At 64.3% G+C, this 21,838-nt stretch carries 19 protein-coding genes and 1 tRNA gene; 11 read left to right on the top strand and 9 right to left on the bottom strand.

Annotated features, from left to right (window positions below; translation table 11 throughout):
- Nucleotides 1–255: 255 nt before the first annotated feature.
- Nucleotides 256–504: a DUF3175 domain-containing protein gene (locus XF30_RS01785; protein ID WP_036026154.1), complete on the bottom strand. Its 249-nt coding sequence runs from the start codon at nucleotides 502–504 to the stop codon at nucleotides 256–258.
- 306 nt (nucleotides 505–810) lie between these two features.
- On the opposite strand from XF30_RS01785, the gene XF30_RS01780 reads away from it, so the two are divergent.
- The 3 genes from XF30_RS01780 (at nucleotide 811) to XF30_RS01770 (ending at nucleotide 4,830) form a co-directional block, all read left to right on the top strand.
- Nucleotides 811–2,298, top strand: coding sequence for an MFS transporter (locus tag XF30_RS01780; protein ID WP_036026149.1), 1,488 nt, complete (start codon nucleotides 811–813; stop codon nucleotides 2,296–2,298).
- Between the two features lie 4 nt (nucleotides 2,299–2,302).
- Complete coding sequence (gene otsB, locus XF30_RS01775) at nucleotides 2,303–3,124, top strand: trehalose-phosphatase (protein ID WP_036016048.1); 822 nt, start codon at nucleotides 2,303–2,305, stop codon at nucleotides 3,122–3,124.
- A 242-nt stretch (nucleotides 3,125–3,366) separates the two neighbouring features.
- Complete coding sequence (locus XF30_RS01770) at nucleotides 3,367–4,830, top strand: trehalose-6-phosphate synthase (RefSeq protein WP_036016051.1); 1,464 nt, start codon at nucleotides 3,367–3,369, stop codon at nucleotides 4,828–4,830.
- A 238-nt stretch (nucleotides 4,831–5,068) separates the two neighbouring features.
- Here the strand turns inward: XF30_RS01770 and XF30_RS01765 are convergent, their stop codons facing one another.
- Nucleotides 5,069–5,410, bottom strand: coding sequence for a hypothetical protein (locus XF30_RS01765; protein WP_036016053.1), 342 nt, complete (start codon nucleotides 5,408–5,410; stop codon nucleotides 5,069–5,071).
- A 194-nt stretch (nucleotides 5,411–5,604) separates the two neighbouring features.
- Between XF30_RS01765 and XF30_RS01760 the strand changes: the two genes are divergently transcribed.
- Nucleotides 5,605–5,694, top strand: a tRNA-Ser gene (locus tag XF30_RS01760).
- Between the two features lie 24 nt (nucleotides 5,695–5,718).
- Here the strand turns inward: XF30_RS01760 and XF30_RS01755 are convergent.
- On the bottom strand, nucleotides 5,719–6,765 hold the full coding sequence (locus XF30_RS01755) for an SMI1/KNR4 family protein (RefSeq protein ID WP_109141766.1): 1,047 nt from the start codon (nucleotides 6,763–6,765) through the stop codon (nucleotides 5,719–5,721).
- A 245-nt stretch (nucleotides 6,766–7,010) separates the two neighbouring features.
- On the opposite strand from XF30_RS01755, the gene atzF reads away from it, so the two are divergent.
- On the top strand, nucleotides 7,011–8,393 hold the full coding sequence (gene atzF / locus XF30_RS01750) for an allophanate hydrolase (RefSeq protein ID WP_244608857.1): 1,383 nt from the start codon (nucleotides 7,011–7,013) through the stop codon (nucleotides 8,391–8,393).
- Here atzF and XF30_RS01745 read toward each other — a convergent pair.
- The 6 genes from XF30_RS01745 to XF30_RS01720 form a co-directional block, all read right to left on the bottom strand.
- Nucleotides 8,390–9,154 (bottom strand): Crp/Fnr family transcriptional regulator, encoded by a 765-nt coding sequence (locus XF30_RS01745; RefSeq protein ID WP_244608856.1) that lies wholly within the window; start codon nucleotides 9,152–9,154, stop codon nucleotides 8,390–8,392. The genes atzF and XF30_RS01745 overlap by 4 nt on opposite strands.
- A gap of 29 nt (nucleotides 9,155–9,183) precedes the next feature.
- The gene (locus XF30_RS01740) at nucleotides 9,184–10,050 is read right to left on the bottom strand and encodes an ABC transporter ATP-binding protein (protein WP_109145524.1); all 867 of its coding nucleotides are present in this window, start codon (nucleotides 10,048–10,050) and stop codon (nucleotides 9,184–9,186) included.
- On the bottom strand, nucleotides 10,047–10,820 hold the full coding sequence (locus XF30_RS01735; RefSeq protein WP_244608855.1) for an ABC transporter permease: 774 nt from the start codon (nucleotides 10,818–10,820) through the stop codon (nucleotides 10,047–10,049). The genes XF30_RS01740 and XF30_RS01735 overlap by 4 nt, the downstream gene beginning before the upstream one ends.
- Nucleotides 10,817–11,815, bottom strand: coding sequence for an ABC transporter substrate-binding protein (locus XF30_RS01730; RefSeq protein ID WP_244608854.1), 999 nt, complete (start codon nucleotides 11,813–11,815; stop codon nucleotides 10,817–10,819). Before XF30_RS01730 ends, XF30_RS01735 begins: the two co-directional genes overlap by 4 nt.
- Before the next feature lie 235 nt (nucleotides 11,816–12,050).
- A complete protein-coding gene (locus XF30_RS01725) occupies nucleotides 12,051–13,010 on the bottom strand; it encodes a fatty acid desaturase (RefSeq protein ID WP_109145522.1) in 960 nt (319 codons plus the stop codon).
- A gap of 297 nt (nucleotides 13,011–13,307) precedes the next feature.
- Nucleotides 13,308–14,261: a LysR family transcriptional regulator gene (locus XF30_RS01720; RefSeq protein ID WP_109141763.1), complete on the bottom strand. Its 954-nt coding sequence runs from the start codon at nucleotides 14,259–14,261 to the stop codon at nucleotides 13,308–13,310.
- Between the two features lie 98 nt (nucleotides 14,262–14,359).
- Between XF30_RS01720 and XF30_RS01715 the strand changes: the two genes are divergently transcribed.
- The 6 genes from XF30_RS01715 (at nucleotide 14,360) to XF30_RS01690 (ending at nucleotide 21,785) form a co-directional block, all read left to right on the top strand.
- Nucleotides 14,360–15,541: an MFS transporter gene (locus XF30_RS01715; RefSeq protein WP_192893007.1), complete on the top strand. Its 1,182-nt coding sequence runs from the start codon at nucleotides 14,360–14,362 to the stop codon at nucleotides 15,539–15,541.
- Between the two features lie 10 nt (nucleotides 15,542–15,551).
- On the top strand, nucleotides 15,552–16,586 hold the full coding sequence (locus XF30_RS01710; protein WP_109141761.1) for an aldo/keto reductase: 1,035 nt from the start codon (nucleotides 15,552–15,554) through the stop codon (nucleotides 16,584–16,586).
- Between the two features lie 123 nt (nucleotides 16,587–16,709).
- Nucleotides 16,710–18,269, top strand: coding sequence for an amidase family protein (locus tag XF30_RS01705; RefSeq protein ID WP_109141760.1), 1,560 nt, complete (start codon nucleotides 16,710–16,712; stop codon nucleotides 18,267–18,269).
- Between the two features lie 353 nt (nucleotides 18,270–18,622).
- On the top strand, nucleotides 18,623–19,924 hold the full coding sequence (locus tag XF30_RS01700) for an O-acetylhomoserine aminocarboxypropyltransferase/cysteine synthase family protein (RefSeq protein ID WP_109141759.1): 1,302 nt from the start codon (nucleotides 18,623–18,625) through the stop codon (nucleotides 19,922–19,924).
- Between the two features lie 12 nt (nucleotides 19,925–19,936).
- Complete coding sequence (gene metA / locus XF30_RS01695; protein ID WP_109141758.1) at nucleotides 19,937–20,935, top strand: homoserine O-succinyltransferase MetA; 999 nt, start codon at nucleotides 19,937–19,939, stop codon at nucleotides 20,933–20,935.
- Nucleotides 20,936–21,041: 106 nt separating this feature from the next.
- Nucleotides 21,042–21,785 (top strand): polysaccharide deacetylase family protein, encoded by a 744-nt coding sequence (locus XF30_RS01690; protein WP_109141757.1) that lies wholly within the window; start codon nucleotides 21,042–21,044, stop codon nucleotides 21,783–21,785.
- Nucleotides 21,786–21,838: the final 53 nt, after the last annotated feature.

The raw sequence follows: 21,838 nt of genomic DNA, 5'->3' as shown, positions 1-21,838 counted from the left end.
GGCGCAGGGCACCCAGACCGCGGCCACCGATATCGGCGAGGTCAACCGCGGCGCCGCCGAGACCGGCTCGGCCTCCGAAGAGGTGCTGAACTCGGCCAAGACACTATCGAGCGAAAGCACCCGCCTTCGCGCCGAGCTCGACCGCTTCATGGAGAATATCCGCGCGGCGTAGGTTCGCTGCTCCTGTAGCTCGCGGTCCCGAAGGGCCGCGCTATCGCCTTACACTCCGCTGTCCGGAACGACAGCGGAGTGAGTTCATTCCCTTCCGAACGCCCGCTTCAGCTCGACCTTCGCGCGCTCCAGTCGCGTGCGCTGCGTCTTGGGCAGCGTCTTGCCGGCGCGGTTGATGTAGAAGGTCAGCATCGACAGCGCCGACCGATAGGCGCCGGTCTTGCGTCGCGAGCTGTGCTCGGCCGAGCGCTTCAGCGAGGCCGCAATCCTCTTCGCGCTGGTCAGCTTGAACACCCCTTGCTTGAGGTCGAGCGCATCGCTCTCCTCCGTCACGCGCTGCGACCAGCGCCTTGTGGCGCGTTTGGTGCTCTTGTGCGCGGTCCCGCTCCGCCGGGTGTTTCGCCGTCTTGCGCGGGCTGCTGTTTCGAGAATGTGTCGTCTTTCTGACCTGAGCCATGCGCCAACTCCTTGCGGGTCCAGCGGAAACGAGCGGTGCTCGCTGGCGTTCCCGCGGGAACCCGGCCCCCTCGCAAACGTTGTCGCAGGTGGCAGGCAGAATGCCGCACCCCGATGATCGGATCGACCCCGTCCACGTCATGTGAGCCGGGGCCGCTTCCATTGATCAGACGCAACAATCCGATGGAACTGCAGCAGAGCCCAGCGCTGAACTATGCACCCGTAGTCTCGGCGGCGGCCGTGACCGACCGCATCGTCGAGACCAGCATTCCCTCGCGGCTCGATGCGCTGCCGTGGAGCGGTTTTCACACCCGCGTCGTGCTCGCGCTGGGCATCACCTGGATTCTCGACGGCCTCGAGGTGACGCTTGCGGGTGCGCTCTCCGGTGCGCTGAAGCAAAGCCCATCGATGCAGTTCTCCAATCTCGATCTCGGCATCGCCAACTCCGCCTACCTCGCGGGCGCCGTGCTCGGTGCGCTCGGCTTCGGCTGGCTGACCGACCGTATCGGCCGCAAGAAGCTGTTCTTCATCACGCTGGCGCTCTACCTCTCGGCAACGGCCGCAACCGCGCTGTCATGGGATGTCGCGAGCTACGCGCTGTTCCGCTTTCTCACCGGCGCCGGCATCGGCGGCGAGTACACAGCGATCAACTCGACGATCCAGGAGTTGGTGCCCGCACGCTATCGCGGCTGGACCGATCTCGTGATCAACGGCAGCTTCTGGATCGGGGCTGCGATGGGCGCAGTGGCGGCCATCGTGCTGCTCGATCCCGCAGTATTCGCTCCCGATCTCGGCTGGCGCCTGGCCTATCTGATCGGCGCCGCCCTCGGCCTCGTCGTTCTCTTGATGCGGATGTGGATCCCGGAAAGTCCGCGCTGGCTGATGATTCATGGTCGTCCCGACGAGGCCCATGCCATCGTCGACGGGATCGAGCGGTCGGTGATCGGGCACGACCAGGATACGAGCGACGGACGCTTCACCAAGATCCGCCTGAAGATGCGCGATCACACGCCGATCCCCGAGGTGGTCCACACCTTGTTTTCGGTCTATCGCCGGCGCGCATTGGTCGGCCTCGTTCTGATGAGCGCGCAGGCATTCTTCTACAACGCCATCTTCTTCACCTTCGCGCTGGTGCTGACCGATTTCTACGGCATCAAGGCCGACCACGTCGGCTGGTACTTGCTGCCGTTCGCGGCCGGCAATTTCCTCGGGCCGCTGCTGCTCGGCCGCCTGTTCGATACGCTGGGACGCCGCACCATGATCACGTTCACCTATGGCGCATCGGGCCTGTTGCTGGCGCTATCAGGCTATCTGTTCTCGATCGGTGTCCTGAGCGCGCAGGGGCAGACCATCGCCTGGATGGTGATCTTCTTCTTCGCCTCGCCCGCCGCGAGCGCGGCCTATCTCACCGTCAGCGAGACCTTTCCCCTCGAGGTTCGCGCGCTGGCGATCGCGGTGTTCTATGCGGTCGGCACCGGCATCGGCGGCGTGATCGGGCCGGCGTTGTTCGGCGCGCTGATCGACACGGGATCGCGCACCAGCGTATTCGCCGGCTATCTGTTGGGGGCCGTCCTGATGATCGCGGCTGCGATCGTGGCGTGGCGCTATGCCGTCGCCGCCGAGCGCAAATCGCTCGAACACATCGCGCGGCCGCTCGCCTTTATGGAGTAGACTGATGAAATCGGAACTTGCGGAAATGGCGTTGGACCAGAAGCTCACCATACCTGATGACGACGAGACGCCGGAAACGGTGCCGGTGCCGCATGCGTTGGTGCCGCATCTCGATGAAATCGCCATTCTGCTCGACATCGATGGCACGCTGCTTGAGCTGATGCCGACGCCGCGCGAGGTGTGGGTGCCGCCGGGCCTGTCGGAAACGCTGAAAGCTTTGACCGAGCGCACCTCGGGGGCGCTGGCGCTGGTCAGCGGCCGCTCGCTCAACGACATCGACCTGATCTTCGCGCCCGACGTGTTCCGCGCCGTCGCCGGTCATGGCGCGGAGATGCGGCTGGCGGTGGACAGTGAAGCGGATGCCCTGCACGCGCCGCCGCTCGACAAGGAGCTGAAGCGGCGCCTCGCCGCCATCGCCAAGCTCAGCCCTGGAATCCTGCTCGAGGACAAGGGCTATTCGCTCGCGCTGCATTACCGCCTGGCGCCGCATGCGGAGAAGGCGATCTACGAATCCGTCTCACTGATCCGCGCCGATCTGCCCAATGCGCCGATCGAGGTGCTGCCGGGCAAGTTCGTCTGCGAGATCAAGCATTCCGGATTCACCAAGGCGAGCGGCGTGCGCGAGTTGATGAAGCGCGCGCCGTTCAAAGGACGGCGTCCGCTGTTCATCGGTGACGACGTCACCGATGAGACCGTGTTCGCGATCATGCCCGACATGGACGGGCTGGCGTTCTCGGTCGGCCGCCGCGCCATGGGCGTGAATGGCCACTTCGATGCGCCGGCGGATGTGCGTGCGTTCCTTGCGCACCTGCTCGATCCCAGGTGAAACCAAGGCAGCGTCATCTCGCAGACACAAAGGCTTGCATCGCAGCGCCATTGCGCGCTGCGATGCATGCTGCGCAACAGGACCGGAAACGCTGTCTTTGCAGCGAAATGACTGGGTTCCACGAGCGAAACCAGTTCCAACGCGCACGCCCGATTTTGGTTTCAATTGGTTGAAACGATGATCAGGAACCATATTGATGAACGGCAGTTAAATGGGGCGGAATGAACAGGAGGGGACGACCTGTGAACTTGATCGTCGTTTCAAATCGCGTCGCCCGCGGCAAACCCAACGAGCCCATGACGGGCGGCCTTGCGGCGGCATTGCTTCCCGTTGTGGAACATTCTGGTGCGATCTGGGTCGGTTCCTCCGGCCGGGTGCGTGATGGCCACCAGAAGGAGCCGTTCGCCGAGATCGAGGCGCTCGGGACAGGCGCGATTGCGACGTTGGATCTGCCGGCGGCCCATTACGGCGGATACTACGAAGGCTTTGCCAATTCGGCGCTGTGGCCGGCGCTGCATTCGCGCAGCGACCTGATCCGCGTCTCGCGCGAGGACTATGTCAGCTATCGCGAGGTCAACGCCTTCATGGCGCGCGCCTTGATGCGTTTCCGCAAAGCCCGGACTGCGTTCTGGGTTCAGGACTATCATTTCCTCGCGCTTGGTGCCGAGCTGCGCGAGCTCGGCGTCGATGATCCCATCGGCTTCTTCCTGCATACGCCGTGGCCCGTCACTGCTGTGATGCAGGGCGTACCCAACCATCGCGAGCTGATCACCGCGATGCTGGCCTATGATCTGCTCGGCTTCCAGACCGAGGAAGATCGGCAGAACTTCCTCGGCTATGTCGGCGCCGAGCTCGGCCTCACCATCGAGGACGGGGTCGTGGTCTCGCAGCATGGGCGCACGCGCTGTGAAGTTTTCCCGATCGGCATCGATGCGGAGAAGTTCGCCGCCTATGCCGCGAAGTCGGCCGCGCATCCGGATGTGTCGCGCCTGCGCCGCAGCCTCAACGGCGAGCGCCTCGCGATCGGCGTCGACCGGCTCGACTATTCCAAGGGTCTCGTCAACCGAATCAGCGCATTCGACCGGCTCTGGACCGAGCAGCCGCAGTTTGCGCGCAGCATCTCGCTGCTCCAGATCGCCAATCCCTCGCGCGGCGGCATCGAGGCCTATGGCAATCTCCAGAACGAGGTCGCGCGCCTCGTCACCGACGTCAACGGCCGCCACGGCGAGGTCGACTGGACGCCGATCCGCTATTTGAACAAAGGCTTCAGCCAGGCCGTGCTCGCCGGTCTCTACCGCACCGCGCAGGTCGGCGTGGTGACGCCCCTGCACGACGGCATGAACCTCGTCGCCAAGGAATACGTCGCCGCGCAAAATCCCGCCGATCCCGGCGTGCTGGTGCTGTCGAAGTTCGCCGGCGCCGCCAACGAGCTCGACGCTGCGCTGCTGGTCAATCCGCACGATATCGACGGCATGGCCCGCGCGGTCGCGGTCGCGGCATCCATGCCGCTCACCGAGCGCAAGATGCGCTGGGATGCGATGATGAAGAAGCTGCGCGGCCACACCATCCAGCAATGGTCCGCCGATTTCGTCGCCGAGCTCGAGAAGTGCCGCACCGAGAAGGCCGCCGTGGCGCCGCTCGCGGCCCAGCCGCCGCAGGCGCTGCGCTGGTTGAAGTCGGCGATCTCAGGCGTGCGGTTGATCTAATCTCAGCTTGGCTCGATCTCACCCTCTCCCCTTGTTGTGGGAGAGGGTGGCATAGGGGGCCTCTGGCCGCCGTTCTTAAGAACGCCGATGCTTTGCATCTGCTATGGCGACAGCGGCGAGACGGGTGAGGGGTGTCTCTCCACGCGTGAACGTCTCGCAGCAAGATTCGTGGATGCAACCCCTCATCCGGCGCTTCGCGCCACCTTCTCCCGCAAGGGGGAGAAGGCGAGAGCGCCCCTCAATAGCAATACGACACGCCGTCCAGGATCGCGCATTGCCGCTTGTTCGGCGCGTTCGGATTATCCAGCGGCACCACGCCCTTGCCCTGGCCGACGAACACGCCGGGCCCGACATGCACCGAGCTCTTGTTGCCGATGATCACGCTCTGATGCGGCGCCGAGCTGGAGCGCGTGCCGTCCGGCCAGAGGATGGCATCGCCCGAAAGCACCCCGCGCCGGCCGTCGTCGCAGCTGACGTCGACCCCCTGCCGGGTGCAGACCTGGGCCAGGGCCGGCGCGGCAAGGGCGGAGCCGAGGGTCGAAATCAGGCTCAGGGCGGCGATGGTCTTGCGGATGGTCATGGCGTCCCCGGTCGTGTGTGGCGGCTTGCCGTGAATCGTCGCGCCAGAGCCGCCCGCGGTTCAGCCCCGCGGCCGCTCCAGGTACCTGTGGAGCCGGATATTGTGCTGTAAATACAATAAGTTGCGGAAAAATCGCCCGATATCTCCGCGATCCCTTGCAAAATCGTCGGCGCCCCTTCAAGAGAGGGCGCTCCGGAGAGATGGCCGAGTGGCTTAAGGCGCACGCTTGGAAAGCGTGTGTGCGGGAAACCGTACCGTGGGTTCGAATCCCACTCTCTCCGCCACCCGCTCAAATCAAACGCGCCGGCTTATTTGCCTTCGGGGCCAGCAATCGTCGCCAAGCGCCCGAGCAGGGCCGCCTCGGCCTTGGGAGTCAGACGGTAGCCTTCCGCCATCTCGACCATGTCGCCGCGGGCGACGCATCCGTCCCACCAATCCCTCACGAAGCCCTCGGCGTACCCGCGCGTCTTGAAGCCGTAAGGTTCGGTGACAAGGTCGAAAGCGATCATCAGCTCGTAACAAGGCGAGTCGTAGGAGGTGCCGGTCTCGGGACGGCCCAAGAAAGCTTCGAAGGATCTGGCCGTACAGAGGCTCGAATAAAGCCAGAACATCAGTCCATACATCAGATGCGAGCGCTCGTCGTCGTGCAGGGCAAAGAAACCCTTCTCGTCCACGATCTGCCGGGCCAAGGTGCGCAACATTCGCTCGCCGTGCGGCAGACGGTCGCCGACGGCGGCCAAGGCTCGCACCACGATTGGCGATAACGTTCCCCGCTCGACGGTCGCGATCGCAGCGGCCCGATCCTCCTCAGCAGTGTCGTACTCGGACTCCTCGACCAAGCCGCGAATGAAGGTCTCGAAGTCTGGCGCGACGACGACGATGCGGTAGTCATCCTCCTGGTCGACGTACACGACCTGCGGCTCGCCCCGCTTTCCGCAGGTCCGGTAGTCCAGCATGATCAGCTCGTGGCCCCCGGCCGGCGTGTCGGCGATTCCGACGCCAATCGGCGGGTAGCCCCATTCCTCGATCATGAACTTGGCGCCAAACTTCCCGGCGAGTGAATATGTGGACGTACGGCCAAGAGCGAAGAGCCCCTCGATAGCCACGTGGTCCTCCGCCCAGCCTGTACGCTCCTTCATTGGATGGCAGTTGCGCTTGACCATTCCGCCATTGTGGCGCCGTGCGAGGTCGACATAGGCCGCCGGCAGTCGATACCCTCCGATTTCATGCTCAATGGAGGCGATCAGCTCGTCGGTCGGCGGAGGCTCGACATAGTTCTCCAGGGAATACGGACAGTCGTCCCAGAAGCCTTCGAAGTCGAAGTCGTCAAAGAGCCGTTTCGTCGCCATCTTCATTACCTCGTCGTGTTACGAGGCGTGTCTAAGCGCCCAGTAGCCAGGACCGTTGATTGCCACCCTTCGGAATGAAAACAGCTTATACGTCAATCAGGATTGACTGACACTCTCTCCGCCATTTGCTGCCGCTCATAACGGTTTGGTTGCAGGCTCGAGTCCCGCCGGTGCGGTTGAGGCGCTTAGTTGCTTTCATTGCTGGGCAGCGGCTTCATATTCGTGGGGTCATGCCCTCAGGAGCTTATTCCGTGCCGCAAGCGATCCTATCCGCGCAGAGCCGACCCCTCCGTTCCCGTGCCGAGTTAGCCTCCATCATCATAAGCGCCTATGAGCGCATCGAGCGGGACCGGCACCGCAATTGCTGGATCTATGTGCGGCCCATGGAAGAAGCGCTGGCTGAGGTTGATGCCCTTGTGCAACGAGCGGAAGAGGGTGAAGTCCTGCCGCTCCTTGGCGTGCCATTCGGCGTCAAGGACAATATTGACGTTGAGGCCATGCCAACGACAGCAGCCTGCCCGTCATTCGAATATAGGGCTGCGCAATCGGCTAGATGCGTCGAGAAATTGGCGGCCGCGGGTGCGATCTGTCTTGGCAAAACCAACCTGGATCAGTTCGCAACCGGACTGTCCGGCGCCCGCTCCCCCTACGGCGCCTGTTCCAGTGCGGCGGACGATCTGTATGTCTCCGGCGGTTCGAGCTCCGGCTCGGCTGCTGCCGTAGCATCCGGCCATGTTGCCTTCGCTCTCGGCACAGATACCGGCGGCTCAGGCCGGATTCCCGCAGGTTTCAACGGAATCATCGGGATCAAGCCAACCGTCGGCCTCGTCTCGTCCCGGGGACTTGTGCCGAACTGTCCGACGCTCGATTGTCCCTCGATCTTCTGCAATTCCATTGCCGAAGGTCGAATTCTGCTCGGGTTGATCGAAGGATTCGACGACAGTGATCCCTTTAGCCGCCAACGGATTGCCACGTCCTTCCCACCTCCTCGCAAATTCCGGTTCGGCCAGGTCCCTGTCGGTCATCTCAATTCATTCGGCATGCCGGAATGCGATGACCTCTACAGGCAGGCCTGCACGAGGCTTTCGGGATTGGGAGGTCAAGCCAGGAACATTGACTTCGCGCCTTTCGCCGAAGCCGGTGAAATGCTCTTTTCAGGGCCTTGGATTGCCGAACGTCATGCGGCGATCAGCAAGCTCATGAACATCGATCATGGAGACCTGCTTGACGTCATCCGCAACGTGCTGAGCGGAGCTGCCCGGTTTTCCGCAACAGATGCATTCGCCGCGCAACATCGACTTTGGAAGCTGCGACGCCAGATCCAAACGCTTTTCGAGGAGATCGATGTTCTGGTGGTACCGACCGCGCCACGCCCCTTCACGATTGCGGAGATGATGGAAGATCCCATCACGTTCAACAACCGCCTCGGTTACTACTCCTATTTTGCCAATCTCGTGGACTTGTGCGCGGTGTCGGTTCCCAATGCAACGCTCGGCAACGGCATGCCGATGGGTATCACTTTGCTGGCACCTGCGTGGCGCGACCATGTTGTTCTCGACCTTGCCGAACGATGGCTGCCCGATGCGAAGGCCAGACTGTTCGATCTAAAGGAATATCCGAAGGCCGCCTCCTAGACCACTTCGAGATCGAGGGCGCGCAGATTGAGGATCACAATCAGGCCCCGGTGATAACGGATGACGCCTCTTGCCTGCATGCGGGAAAGCTGCACCGTCACCCATTGGCGGGTTGAGCCGATCAGATTGGCGAGATCACCATGCGTGAACGGGATCCCGATCACGATCTCGCGGCCCTGCTGCGAACCGTAGATCTTCGAGAGGAAGACCAACAGACGATGCAGCCGCTCGGTCACCGAGCGGGTCCCCAGCATTTGCGCCATGGCCGAGTAGCACCGTGCCTTGAAGGCGAGCGCATCCAGCAGCGCGACTGCGATACTTGCCGATTGAAGCGCCAGCGCACGCAGGGCTGGGCCGGGCAAGAACGTCACTCGGCTTCGTTCCACTGCGACCGAAGACCATACATGGGCACCAGTACCGAACAGATCGGGGCCGCCGACGAAATTGCCGGCGAACCAGTAGGCCAGCGTCACCTCGCGTCCGGAAGGCGCCGCGTAGTAGCTGCGAATACGCCCCTCTTCGATCAGATAAATGCCGTTCTGCAGATCGCCCTGACGCCAGACATGCTTGCCTGCCGGCAGGACCTCCTCGCGGCCGATGGCGAGGACACGACGCCGGTCAGCCTCACACAACGGATCCAACAAGCTCGGCAGCGACCCGACCAGAGCATCCGATCCCGCCAGCATGATGCCGGTCGCATTCCTGAGACTTGCCGCTGACATCTGCTCGCTCCCCTGCCGCCGCAGGGGAAAGCCATTCAAGAGCCATGCCAGAACATATCGTCAGGCGCCTACGTCTTGATTTCCATCTGCTCGAAGGCCCTGCGGCCTTCCGAGCGGATCAGGTCAAGGCAATCCCGCTTGAGGGCGAGATAGGCGGCCTCCGCGACGATGGCGCTGGAGCGCGGCCGCGGCAGGCTCACCTGAAGATCCCTGAGGATGCGGCCAGGTCCGGCGCTCATGATCAGCACACGGTCAGAGAGAAGGATCGCTTCATCGATGTCGTGTGTGACGAAGACGATTGTTGCATTGATCCGCTCGCGGAGCTCGAGCAGATTGTCCTGCATGACCGCCCGGGTCTGCGCATCCAGCGCTCCGAACGGCTCGTCCATCAACAGGACACGCGGTTGATTGGCGAGGGCACGGGCAATCGCAACCCGCTGCTGCATGCCCCCCGATAGCGTGTGCGGATATGCCGACGCAAATCTGGTCAGGCCGATCATCTCGATGAGGCCGTCGGCAATCCGCAGCGCCTCCGCTTTCGGCTTGCCGAGGGCGCGGGGCCCGTGCGCGATATTCCGGCGCACCGATTTCCACGGAAACAGATGTGGCTGCTGGAAGACCATTCCGATCTCGGGCCGTGGCTTGCGCATTGCCTCGCCGGCGATGAGCACCTGGCCTCCGAACGGCCGCTCGAGCCCGGCCATTGCATTCAGCAGCGTGGACTTGCCGCAGCCGGATGGACCGACGATCGAGACGAATTCCCCCTGGGCTACTGCCAGGGATACGCGGTCGACCGCGATGACCTGCCCGCTCGGCGCATCGAAGACGATGCTCAAATCCTCGACCCGGATGATCGCCTGACGCGCCGCGGCGGACGGCGAGTGCGTATCCACGAGCCTGAGCGGCTGGTCTGGACGAAGCAGGCTCGGGATCATCGCCACCACACGGCACGTTCGGCAAGAATTGCGAAGGAACGGTCGGCGACGAAGGAAAGCAGCCCGAGAGCCGCTAGCCCGCCCATGACCTGACCCGTTTGCATGTTCTGTTGCGCTATTTCGATACGATAAACGATACCGGCGAACGCTCCTGCCAACTCGGCGGCGACCAGCGTGTAGAAGGAGATGCTCACCGCGGTTCGAAGACCGACCGTGATATAGGGCAGCGCGCCAAGAAGGACGATTTCCCACAGCATCTGCGGTTGCGGCGTGCCGAGCATCTGGGCGGCACGGATAAGTCCGCGGTCGACTTTCTGCACCCCGATGTGGGTCGCCAGCCATACCGTGAAGAACACGCCCCAAACGACCAGGAAAAGCTTGCCTGTTTCCGAGAGGCCAAACCAAAGGATGACGATCGGCACGAAGGCTATGGGAGGAATTGGGCGAAGGATGTGAAACAAGGGCGAAAGCAGGCTGGACACCAGCCGAAACCGGCCGGTCAGGATGCCGAGCACGATTCCGCCCGCGGCCCCGATGGCAAATCCCGCGGCCACGCGCGCGAGGCTCGCCATCAGGTCGGCGAAGAATTGTCCGCTGCGAATCCATTCGAGAACGGCGACGGCGACGGTCGATGGCGGCGGAAACAGCACGGTGTTCACGATGCCGGAGCGCGCAACCAATTCCCACATGCCTGTGAAGGCGGGCACGGAGAGGATTGCGACCAGTACGCTCAGCCGTTCGGTCGCGTTGCTGCGTCTGCCGACGCTCACGGGCGTGCGCCAAGCGTGACGCGAGCTGAATCGAGCGCCTTCAGCGGCGCCGTCACCAGGACTTTCGTGAAATCGGGCATGCTCGCTCCAGGGGGATGATTGCCGGTCTCGAGCCGCCAGGCGGCATGGGTCTTCAGAGTCGTGAGAATCCTGTCGTCGAGGCGCACATGGTAGACGTAGTCCGTCCAGATCGACGCCAATTCATCGCGTTTCATCCCCGTCGCCGCTGCGATGACGTCGATTGCTTCACCCGGATTCGCCTTGAGCCAGTCCTCGGCTTCGATGAGGGACGCCAGGAACTTGCTTACGATCGCCGGGTTGGCGGCGAGGTAAGACTGCGTCACGACGATATTGAAGGTCTCCGAGTAGAGACCTTTGGTATCAAGCGGAATCGCGCCTTCGCCGAGAGCCTTCTTCGCATTCGCGACGTGCGGCTCCCAGGTGTCGAATGCGTCGATGCTGCCGGCCGCCATGGCAGGGAGCATCTCCTGCGGTCGCAGGTTGACGAGCGTCACGTCCTTCGAGGTCAGGCCCGCCGCTTTCAACAGAACCGAGGTGTAGACTTCGCTGCCGGTTCCGGCCGTGAAGGCGATTCGCTTTCCACGCAGATCGGCCTTCGTCTTGATCCCGGCAGAAGCTGCGGTCATGGTCTTCAGATCCGAATATTCCATCCCCGCCACGAAGGCGATCGGCTGTTGCGCCATCGCGGCCGCCGTGACCGGCGCCTCGGCTGTTGTCGCGAAATCCGCCCCTCCCCCAAGCACCGTATCGAGGCACTGCTTCCCGCTGGTGAAGTTGGAGACCGAGATGTCGAGCCCGTGCTTGGCGAAAAGGCCCTTCGCATTGGCAACGATCGCCAGTCCCGAGATCGGCCCAAGATTCTGGGCGAGCCGCGCCTTCAGCAATTCCTCGGCCGTCGCGCGCTCGGACGGCGCAAACAGGAGGGACGCAGATAGCACGAACACGGCGAAGCGAAGAGCAGTTGTTGATCGCATGCCAAACCCCTGTGATGCCGGCGATCGGAGGTGATCGACCTTGACGACAGGATCGTCTGAAGATCGAAGATCATGAAGCAATTAATCGACAAGGCCCTGCTGTCCACTTTTTGCGCAAGCAAAACAGCTTCCGACCGTGATCGGGGCAATAAATTCATCAAGCTGCTCACACCTTGGGCGCAGCATGGCCTGCGGCAGCGGCGCTCTGCTGGCTTTCGCCAAGCCCGACGCCGATTCAATCAGAACCGATCGGGATTTCGGTACCGTTGCGTGCGCGGCGAAACCAGGCCCACGTCTGCCGCGTCACTGCGATGTAGCCCGGGCCCCGATAGACGATCCGATCGGCGACGATCCGGTTCAGTTTCGGCAGCGCATGGAAAGGAATCGAAGGATAGGCATGGTGCTCGACATGATAGGGCATATTCCATGCGAACCAGCGCACGAACCTGGCGGTATAGGTGGTGCGGGTGTTCTGGAAGGCGCTGCGCGTGCGATCGCAGCCGGTGTGTTCGGCAAGCAGATACGGACGCAGAAACAATTGACCGACGATCACGGGGACCACCCAGACCCACAACAGGATCAAGGTGTGCAACGCGATCGAGGCCAGCAACAGCGCGACGTAGCCTGCCAGATGGAGACGCGCTTCTGTCACGACAATGTGGCGTTTGCTTTCGGGAATCCAGGGTGACGTGGCGTTGCCGGTCAACGCATGGCGAAGCATCAGCCCCACCCGGAAGGCAACCTGCCGCAAGCCGCTGTACACGATCACCAGTTGCGCGTCCGAGTTCGGGATTGGAACCGACAGCAGTTCCGGATCCCTCTCTGGATCCTGCGTGTACCGATGATGATCCCAGTGGAATAAGCAGTAATATTCGTAAGGCAAGCCGACCGCGAACGAGGAGAGATGACCGAAGGCGAGATTAAGCGCCCGGCTGCGAAACGCCGTCTTGTGGGCGGTCTCGTGGACCACCATGAACAGGAATGCGACAAAGTAGCCTTGGACGACCACCAGCGGCAACGCCCAGACGATTCCGTATTGCGATGAGACCAGCCAGATCAGCACGCCGACAACGACGATGACGCCGTAGTGGCTGGCCGCGCGGATCAGACCCTGCCAGTCGGACCGCACCGACAACTCGCGCAGCATGGCCGGAGTCAGCGGCTTCTCTCCGGTGGCAGTGATGGCATTGCTCATGATCGTGGTCGCCTCTTTTTCGGAATCGCACACTTGACCGTGCTCGTGCGGTCGCTGGAATTGGCCAAGCACAGGCCGACCCTAGGAAGCGCGGCCGCAATGCTGAAGCAATTTATTTCGTCGGCGTTGGCTCGCCCGGCATCCCTGGACTGACACTCTCCTCGCCAGCCTTCGCAAACCAAGTTTGCGCAAGGCTGGCGCGCCGAAGCCCGCAGGCCGAAGGCGGACTCGGTGCCGTTTGCTTCGGCTCGGCAAGCCTGCCGGGGGCAAGCTTCTCCTGCGCCCTCCGCCGCCGCTTCACCCCACCAGCTTCCACTTCCCATCCCCGGTCCGCTTCAACGCGGGGTCGCTCACCCGCACGTGCTCGGCGAGGAAATCGATGAACGCGCGCACGCGTGCCGGGAGTGGGGCGGTATGGCCGACATAGACGGCGTGGATGTCTTCGCGGTCGCCGGGATTGTAGCCTTGCAGCACCGGCACGAGGCGGCCAGATTCGATGTCGGGACCGATGTGGAAGAGCGCGAGGCGCGCGAGACCGACACTGCCGAGGCAGAGGCGGCGGGCGGCTTCGCCGTCGCTGGCGCGCGCGACCGGCGGGGGCAGGGCCTCCTCGGCGTGGTCGCCACGCCTGAACGGCCAGCCGCGGATGCTGCGTGGAAAGGTCCAGCCGATGCCGCGGTGGTCGGCGAGATCGGCCGGAATCTTCGGCATGCCGCAACGGGCGAGATAATCCGGCGCGCCGACCACGACCATGCGGCTGGTGCCGAGCTTTCGCGCGACCAGCCGCGAGGCGCGCAGCGGACCGACGCGGATGGCGACGTCCGCGCGCTCCTGCATCAGGTCGATCACCGTATCGGTCAGCACGAGATCGAGCGTGACGTCGGGATGCTGGGCCAGAAACCGTGGGATCAAGGGCATCACATGCAGCATGCCGAAGGGGATGTTGCAGTTGACCGTGAGGCGGCCGCGCGGCGCCGCGCCCGAGGCCGCCTCGCGCTCGGCCTCCTCCATCTCGGCGAGGATGCGCAACGATCGCTCGTAGAAGGCCTGGCCTTCCGCCGTCAGCGTCAGCTTGCGCGTGGTGCGGTTGACGAGCCGCGCGCCGAGGCGCGCCTCCAGACGCGAGATCAGCTTGCTGACGCCCGATGGCGTCAGGCGCAGCTTTCGCGCGGCCTGGGTGAAGCCGCCGAGGTCCACGACGCGGACGAAGACCTCCATCTCGGCCGAGCGGTTGGTGTCGAAACGGGCCATGTTGAATTCACGTCACAAATGATTGGATTGCGGACATTCTAATGGTTTGGCGGCAGCGCCGCTATCTGCGTGGCTCGTCTCATCCCTTGGAGCAACGCATGCCTCCTGCCGTCCTCGCGCTCACCGCCGGTGCCTTCGGCATCGGCACCACCGAATTCATCATCATGGGCCTGCTGCTGCAGGTCGCCGCCGACATGCACGTCTCGGTGCCGGTCGCGGGCCTGCTGATATCAGGCTATGCGCTCGGCGTGTTCGTCGGCGCGCCGGTGCTGACGCTGGCGACGCGGCGGATGCCGCGGAAAACCGTGCTTCTGGCGTTGATGGCGATCTTCACGCTCGGCAATGCGGCCTGCGCGCTCGCGCCCACCTACGAATTGCTGATGGCCGCGCGGGTGCTGACCTCCCTCGCCCACGGCACGTTCTTCGGCGTCGGCTCGGTGGTGGCCACCAGCCTCGTCGCCGAGGACAAGCGTGCGTCTGCGATCGCCACCATGTTCATCGGCCTGACGGTCGCGACGCTCCTCGGCGTGCCCTTCGGTGCCTGGCTCGGCCTGATGCTCGGCTGGCGCGCGGCGTTCTGGGCGGTGACTGTCATCGGCGTGATCGCGTTTGCGGTCGTCGCCGCGCTCGTCCCCGGCCGTGTCGGCGATGGCGACAAGCCGATCTCGCTTGCCGAGGAAGTGGCCGTGCTCGGCCGTCCGCAGGTGCTGCTCGGACTTGCCATGACCGTGTTCGGCTTCGCCGGCCTGTTCGTCGTCTTCACCTATATCCAGCCGATCCTGACGCGCTTCACCGGCTTTTCTGAGGCTGCCGTCTCGCCGATCCTGCTGGTGTTCGGCGTCGGCCTTGGGATCGGCAATATCGCCGGCGGCAAGCTTGCGGACCGCGGCCTCGCACGGGCCCTGACCGGCACGCTTGCCGCGCTTGCGATCGTGCTGCTCGGCCTCGCGGCCGTGCTGTCGATCAAGATCCTGTCCGTCGCGCTGATCCTGCTACTCGGCACCGCTGCCTTCGCGACCGTCGCGCCGCTTCAGCTTCGCGTGCTGGAAGCCGCAGGTCCCAGCGGCCGGACGCTCGCCTCCAGCTTCAACATCGCCGCGTTCAATCTCGGCAACGCACTCGGCGCCTGGGTAGGCGGCCTCACCATCGACCGCGGGCTCGGCCTTTCGGCGCTGCCGCTGGTCGCGGCCGGCATCACCGTCATTGGCCTCGTTCTGGCGCTGTGGAGTCTCCGGCTCGATCGCGCGCCGGCCACCGTCGCGGCGTGGCCGGCGGAATAGGAGAACGATTATGGAATACCGCAATCTCGGCGCTTCCGGGCTCAGAGTCCCCGTCCTCAGCTTCGGCACCGGCACGTTCGGCGGACAAGGTCCGCTGTTCTCCGCCTGGGGCCGCAGCGGCACTGATGAAGCCCGCAGGCTCGTCGATATCTGTCTCGATGCCGGCGTCAATCTGTTCGACAGCGCCGATGTCTATTCGAACGGCGCCTCCGAGGAGATCCTCGGTGCCGCGATCAAGGGGCGCCGCGACAAGGTGCTGATCTCGACCAAGATGAGCCTGCCGATGGGCGACGGTCCGCTCGATGCCGGCTCGTCGCGGCAGCGGCTGCTTGCCTCGGTCGATGCGGCGCTGCGACGGCTCGGCACTGACCATATCGATCTGCTTCAGCTCCACGCCTTCGACGTGTTCACGCCGATCGAGGAGGTGCTGTCCACGCTCGATATGCTCGTGCGCGCCGGTAAGCTGCGCTATGTCGGCGTCTCGAATTTCGCCGGCTGGCAGCTGATGAAGTCGCTCGCGATCGCGGACCGGCATGGCTGGCCGCGCTATGTCGCGCACCAGGTCTATTACTCGCTGCTCGGGCGCGACTATGAATGGGAGCTGATGCCGCTCGCGCGCGATCAGGGCGTCGGCGCTCTGGTCTGGAGCCCACTGGGCTGGGGCAGGCTCACCGGAAAGATCCGGCGCGGCCAGTCGCTGCCGCAAGGAAGCCGCCTGCATGCCACCGCACAGTTCGGTCCGCCCGTGGACGATGCGCGCCTCTACGCCGTCGTTGACGTGCTCGATGCGATTGCTGTGGAGGCCGCTCGGACCGTGCCCCAGGTCGCGATTGCCTGGCTGCTGTCGCGTCCCACGGTCTCCTCCGTGATCATCGGGGCGCGCGACGAAGCGCAGCTGCGCGACAATCTCGGTGCCGTCGGCTGGTCGCTGAGCGCGGACCAGATCAAGCGGCTCGATGAGGTCAGCGGGGTGATGCCGCCTTATCCGTACTATCCCTATCGCGTCCAGGAGGGCTTTGCGCGGCTCAATCCACCGTTGGTGTAGGAGCTTGCTCATGGAAGGCTGCGATTGCGACAGAGCGTCGCGACAATGCGCCATGCAGAATCGCGCCTGTACAGGGTCCCGCGTCGTCCCTAACCTCCGCCGCGCAAATTTAGGAGAAGCGGCGTGGCGAAGAAGACGGCGACCAAGAAGAAAAGTGTGTTGAAGACGACGGCGAAGGCTTCGAAGAAGGGCTCCGGCCGCAAGAGCGCCGTGGCCAAGCCGGCCGGAAAGGCCGCTGCCGGCAAATCGGCGAAGCCGCGGCGTCCGAACGGGCCGGCCTGGCAATGGTCGGCGGTCGAGACCGCGGCTGCGATCCGCTCCGGCGCCATCTCCGCGGTCGAGGCGGTGGAAGCGCATCTCGAACGGATGCGCACCGTCAATCCGAAGCTGAATGCGGTCGTCGTCGATCTCTCGGAGGAAGCACTCAAAGCGGCGCACGCGGCCGACAAGCAGCGAGCCAAAGGCGGCGAGCTCGGTCTCCTGCACGGTGTGCCGATTACGATCAAGGAAAATGTCGACTACGAGGGCCGGCCGAATTTCAACGGCGTGCCCGCCAACAAGGACCTCATTGCACCATCGGATGCGCCCGTGGTGCGCAACCTGAAGAAATCAGGCGCGATCGTCATCGGTCTCACCAACACGCCCGAATTCTCCTTTCGCGGCTTCACCGACAATCCCCTGCATGGGCTGACGCTCAACCCCTGGGATCCCGCCATCACCTGCGGCGGCTCCTCCGGGGGCGCGGGCTCGGCGGTCGCTGCGGGCATCGGCACTATCGCCCACGGCAACGACATCGGCGGCTCGCTGCGCTGGCCGGCGCATTGCAACGGCGTTGCCACCATCAAGCCGACGCAGGGCCGCATCCCCGCCTTCAACGGAAGCGCAACGTCGGAGCGGCCTATGCTGGCGCATCTGATGTCGGCGCAGGGGCCGCTCGCGCGCCATGTCGCCGACGTGCGCCTCGCTTTGGAGGTGATGAGCCAGCGCGATCCGCGCGATCCCTGGTGGGTGCCCGCGCCGCTGGTCGGCGAGCGGCCGAAGCGGCCGATCAAGGTTGCACTGGCAAAGATCCCCGAGGACATGGACGTCGATCCCTCTGTCGCCGCGGCGCTGCGCCAGGCTGCCGATCATCTCGAGCGGTCCGGCTATCGCGTCAGCGAGGTCGAGGTACCCGACATCAACGGGGTCTGGCAGACCTGGTGCGACATCATCACCAACGAGACCGTGATGATGCAGGAGGCCGCCATGCTGAAGGTCACATCCGAGGATTTTCACAAGTCCTGGGGCGGCATGAAGGCCAAGGCCAACGTGCTCGATCTCAAGGGCTGGATGCAGGCGACCGCCGCGCGCAACGGCCACATCCGCGCCTGGCAATTGTTCTTCGAGGAGTATCCGGTGGTGCTGGCGCCGACCACGGTGAAGCCGACGCCGGGCCCGCGCGAGGACACCATCAGCTCCGAGCGCGTGCGCGAGATCTTCTGGGGCGAGATCCGCTTCATCTCCGCCATCAACGTGCTGGGCCTGCCCGGCGCGGTGGTGCCGGTGGCGCTGCATGACGGCAAGCCGATCGGCGTGCAACTGATTGCCGGCCGCTATCGCGAGGATCTCGCCCTCGATGCCGCAGCCGCCATCGAGAAACGCGTCGGCGTGCTCGCGCACCGGCTGTGGGAAAGAATGGCGTAGCGGCGGGTAATTTCACCCTCTCCCCTTGTGGGAGAGGGTGGCTCGCCCCAGAGCGGCGAGACGGGTGAGGGGTATCCCTCCACGAGTTCGCGTGTGGATAGACACCCCACATCCGGCGCTTCGCGCCACCTTCTCCCACAAGGGGAGAAGGAGCGCCACGGCGAGAGCGCGTTCGTTAATCCGCTTTAACCCGGATTTCAGCCAATCCGCGAGCAAGCATTAGGGTTACTTCCTCGATCTCTAAGCGAATTATTGTCCGCTTTACCACCCGCCTCTAACAAAGGAGCGGCGGACAACGCACATGCCTCATTCTAGGCCAATAAGTGCGGCCCGCTCCACGCGGAGGTGGCACGATGCGCAACGAGACGATCGCTATTCACGCCGGCTACGAGCCTGAAGCCACCACGCACGCGGTGGCCGTGCCGATCTACCAGACCGCGGCCTACGCCTTCGACAGCGCCGATCATGGCGCCGCCCTGTTCAATCTGGAGACCGAAGGCTTTCGCTACAGCCGCATTGCCAATCCGACCAGCGCAGTCCTGGAGAAGCGCATCGCACAGCTCGAAGGCGGCGTCGGCGCACTCGCGGTCGCGACGGGGCAGGCGGCGCTGCATTTCGCCTTCATCAACGTCGCCGATCACGGCGGCAACATCGTCTCCGTGCCGCAGCTCTACGGCACGACGCACACGCTGCTCTCCCACATCCTGCCGCGCCAGGGAATCATCGGCCGTTTCGCCGGGAGCGACAAGCCCGAGGCGGTCGAGAAGCTGATCGACGAGAACACCCGCGCCGTGTTCGCCGAGACCATCGGCAATCCCGCCGGCAATGTCTGCGACATCGAGGCGCTGGCGAAGGTCGCGCACGCGCATGGCGTGCCGCTGATCGTCGACAACACCGTCGCAACCCCGATCCTCTTCAAGCCGTTCGACTACGGCGCCGACATCGCGGTGCATTCGCTGACCAAGTTCTTGGGCGGTCACGGCACCACGCTCGGCGGCGCCATCGTCGATTCCGGAAACTTTCCCTGGGCCGAGCACGCCGATCGCTTCCCGGCCTACAACAAGCCCGACGCCTCCTATCACGGCCTGGTCTATGCCGAGCGCTTCGGCAAGACCGCCTATATCGAGCGCGCGCGCAGCGTCTATCAGCGCACCATGGGCTCGGTGCTGTCGCCGTTCAACGCCTTCCTGCTGCTTCAGGGCATCGAGACCGTGGCGCTGCGCATGGAGCGCCATGTCGAGAACGCCCGCAAGGTCGCCGAATTCCTGCGCGGCGATCCGCGCGTGGCCTGGGTCAATTACACCGGCTTCCCGGACAGCCCCTATTATCCCCTGGTGCAGAAGTACCTGAACGGCAACGCCTCCTCGCTGTTCACCTTCGGCATCAAGGGCGGCATGGAGGCCGGCAAGACGTTTTACGATGCGCTGAAGCTGATCACGCGGCTCGTCAATATCGGCGATGCCAAGTCGCTCGCCTGCCATCCGGCATCGACCACCCATCGCCAGATGTCGGCGGAGCAGCAGCGCGCCGCCGGCGTGCTGCCGGAGACGATTCGTCTGTCGATCGGCATCGAGCATGTCTCTGATATCATCGAGGACATCGACCAGGCGCTGGAAAATGCCTGCCCGTCGGCGCGCCGCGAGGCCGCGGAGTAGGCGGCGCCGGCCATGACGATCTTGATCGACAAGGATCAGGTCATCGCGGGCCCGACGCTGGTGCCGGCCGCGCACGATCTCGCGCGCGATGCTGGCGCCGAGCTCACCATCGGCCTCGTCAACAACATGCCGGATGCCGCGTTGAAGGCGACCGAGCGGCAGTTCATGAAGCTGCTTCAGGCCGCGGCGGGCTCGCGCCGTATCCGCTTCCACTGCTTCTCGCTTCCCAGCGTGAAGCGGTCGCCGGAAGCGAAATGGCATGTCGAGAGCGAGTATTCCAACCTTTCCGATCTCGAGCGCGGCAAGTTCGATGGGCTGATCGTGACGGGCGCAGAGCCGATCGCGCCCGAGCTCGACGGGGAGCCGTACTGGCGCGACCTCACCAACCTGATCGACTGGGCCAAGGCCAACACGCGTTCGACGATCTGGTCGTGCCTTGCCGCGCATGCCGCGGTGCTGCATCTCGACAATATTGAACGGCGGCGGCTGCCGGCCAAATGTCACGGCATTTTCGATTGCGAGATCGCCGCAGACGATTCGCTGACCCGCGCTGCGTCTGCGCCGCTCAAGGTCTCGCATTCACGTTTGAACGAGATCGCCGAGAGCGACCTCGTGCACGCCGGTTATCAGGTGCTGACACGCTCACAGGAGGCTGGCGTCGACGTCTTCGTTCGCCAATATGCCAGCCGCTTCGTGTTCTTCCAGGGTCACCCCGAATATGACGCGCTGTCGCTGCAGCGCGAATATCTGCGTGACATCGGCCGCTATCTCGCGCGGGAGCGGGAGACCTATCCGCGCCTGCCGGTGAGTTATTTTGACGCAGCGACTGAAGAGAAGCTGGCTCGGTTCGAGAAGAAGGCGGCGCACCAGCGCCATCCGGCGCTCAGCAACGAGCTGCCCGCGCTGAACCTGCGCGCCGATATCGGCGCTGGCGACGCGGCGGCGGTGCTCTTCCGCAATTGGTTGCGTTATCTCGGCGCGGACGCCGACGCGTCGATGTCGGTGCGCTAGCCGAAGCGCTCTTGGTTCGGCGTTAGGATTACCCGGGCGTTAGGCTTGTCTCGACCTGCGCACGAATGTTTCAGTAGAGCAAGAAGGCATCACAGGAAACGCAGTCGTGTGGTCGGCACTCCAGGGACGCGTGAGCAATCGGTTGGCCCGGCATTTCCGCGCCGCGCCGCACCGGCTGGCCGCGCATGCGGCGATGGTGAGCTTCACGTTCGACGATGCCCCCGATAGCGCCGCGGGCGAGGGCGCCGAGCTACTGGAGCGGCATGGCGGCCGCGGCACCTATTACCTCGCCGGCAGCCTGATCGGTCGGCCGTCGGAGCATTGGCACGGCCTCTCGGATGATGCGATCGTCCGGCTTCACCGCGCCGGGCACGAGATCGCCTGCCACACCTTCTCGCATCAGAGCTCGGCGACGCTCGACGAAGCCGCCATGGCGCGCGAGATCGAACGAAACCGCAGCCATCTCCGCGGCATCGATGGCTCGATCACGCTGGAGAATTTCGCCTATCCCTATGGCATCGCCTCGGTGTGGCGCAAGCCGCAGCTGACAAAGGCCTTCCGTTCCGCGCGCGGCATTCTTCCCGGCGTCAACAGCGGCGTCATCGACCTCCAATTCCTGCGCGCCTCGCCCTTGGTCGATTGCGAGATCGACGAGGCCGGGGTCGATCGCTATTTCGACGAGGCGGTCGCGAGTGGCGGCTGGCTGATCTTCTACGGCCACGACGTCAGCGACAGGCCGAGCCCCTATGGCTGCACGCCGCATCTGATGCTTCATGCGCTTGAGGCGGCCGGCAGACGCAACATGCCGATCGTGACCGTCGCAGAAGCGCTGCGACGGATCGGGGCGTAGCCTCTTCTTCCCTTCTCCCCTTGTGGGAGAAGGTGGCGCGAAGCGCCGGATGA

The organism is Bradyrhizobium sp. SUTN9-2 (genome assembly GCF_003122645.1).
GTDB classification, from domain to species: Bacteria; Pseudomonadota; Alphaproteobacteria; order Rhizobiales; family Xanthobacteraceae; genus Bradyrhizobium; species Bradyrhizobium yuanmingense.
Note: the sequence above shows the minus strand (reverse complement) of the source record. Positions and strands in the feature narration are given on the sequence as shown.

Bases quoted from the DNA above. Each gene is read 5' to 3' on its own strand.
- XF30_RS01700 (WP_109141759.1), top strand. From the start codon at position 18,623: ATGCGCAACGAGACGATCGCTATTCACGCCGGCTACGAGCCTGAAGCC.
- XF30_RS01715 (WP_192893007.1), top strand. From the start codon at position 14,360: ATGCCTCCTGCCGTCCTCGCGCTCACCGCCGGTGCCTTCGGCATCGGC.
- XF30_RS01730 (WP_244608854.1), bottom strand. From the start codon at position 11,815: ATGCGATCAACAACTGCTCTTCGCTTCGCCGTGTTCGTGCTATCTGCG.
- XF30_RS01755 (WP_109141766.1), bottom strand. From the start codon at position 6,765: ATGAAGATGGCGACGAAACGGCTCTTTGACGACTTCGACTTCGAAGGC.
- XF30_RS01740 (WP_109145524.1), bottom strand. From the start codon at position 10,050: ATGATCCCGAGCCTGCTTCGTCCAGACCAGCCGCTCAGGCTCGTGGAT.
- XF30_RS01765 (WP_036016053.1), bottom strand. From the start codon at position 5,410: ATGACCATCCGCAAGACCATCGCCGCCCTGAGCCTGATTTCGACCCTC.
- metA (WP_109141758.1), top strand. From the start codon at position 19,937: ATGACGATCTTGATCGACAAGGATCAGGTCATCGCGGGCCCGACGCTG.
- otsB (WP_036016048.1), top strand. From the start codon at position 2,303: ATGAAATCGGAACTTGCGGAAATGGCGTTGGACCAGAAGCTCACCATA.
- XF30_RS01780 (WP_036026149.1), top strand. From the start codon at position 811: ATGGAACTGCAGCAGAGCCCAGCGCTGAACTATGCACCCGTAGTCTCG.
- XF30_RS01720 (WP_109141763.1), bottom strand. From the start codon at position 14,261: ATGGCCCGTTTCGACACCAACCGCTCGGCCGAGATGGAGGTCTTCGTC.
- XF30_RS01710 (WP_109141761.1), top strand. From the start codon at position 15,552: ATGGAATACCGCAATCTCGGCGCTTCCGGGCTCAGAGTCCCCGTCCTC.
- XF30_RS01725 (WP_109145522.1), bottom strand. From the start codon at position 13,010: ATGAGCAATGCCATCACTGCCACCGGAGAGAAGCCGCTGACTCCGGCC.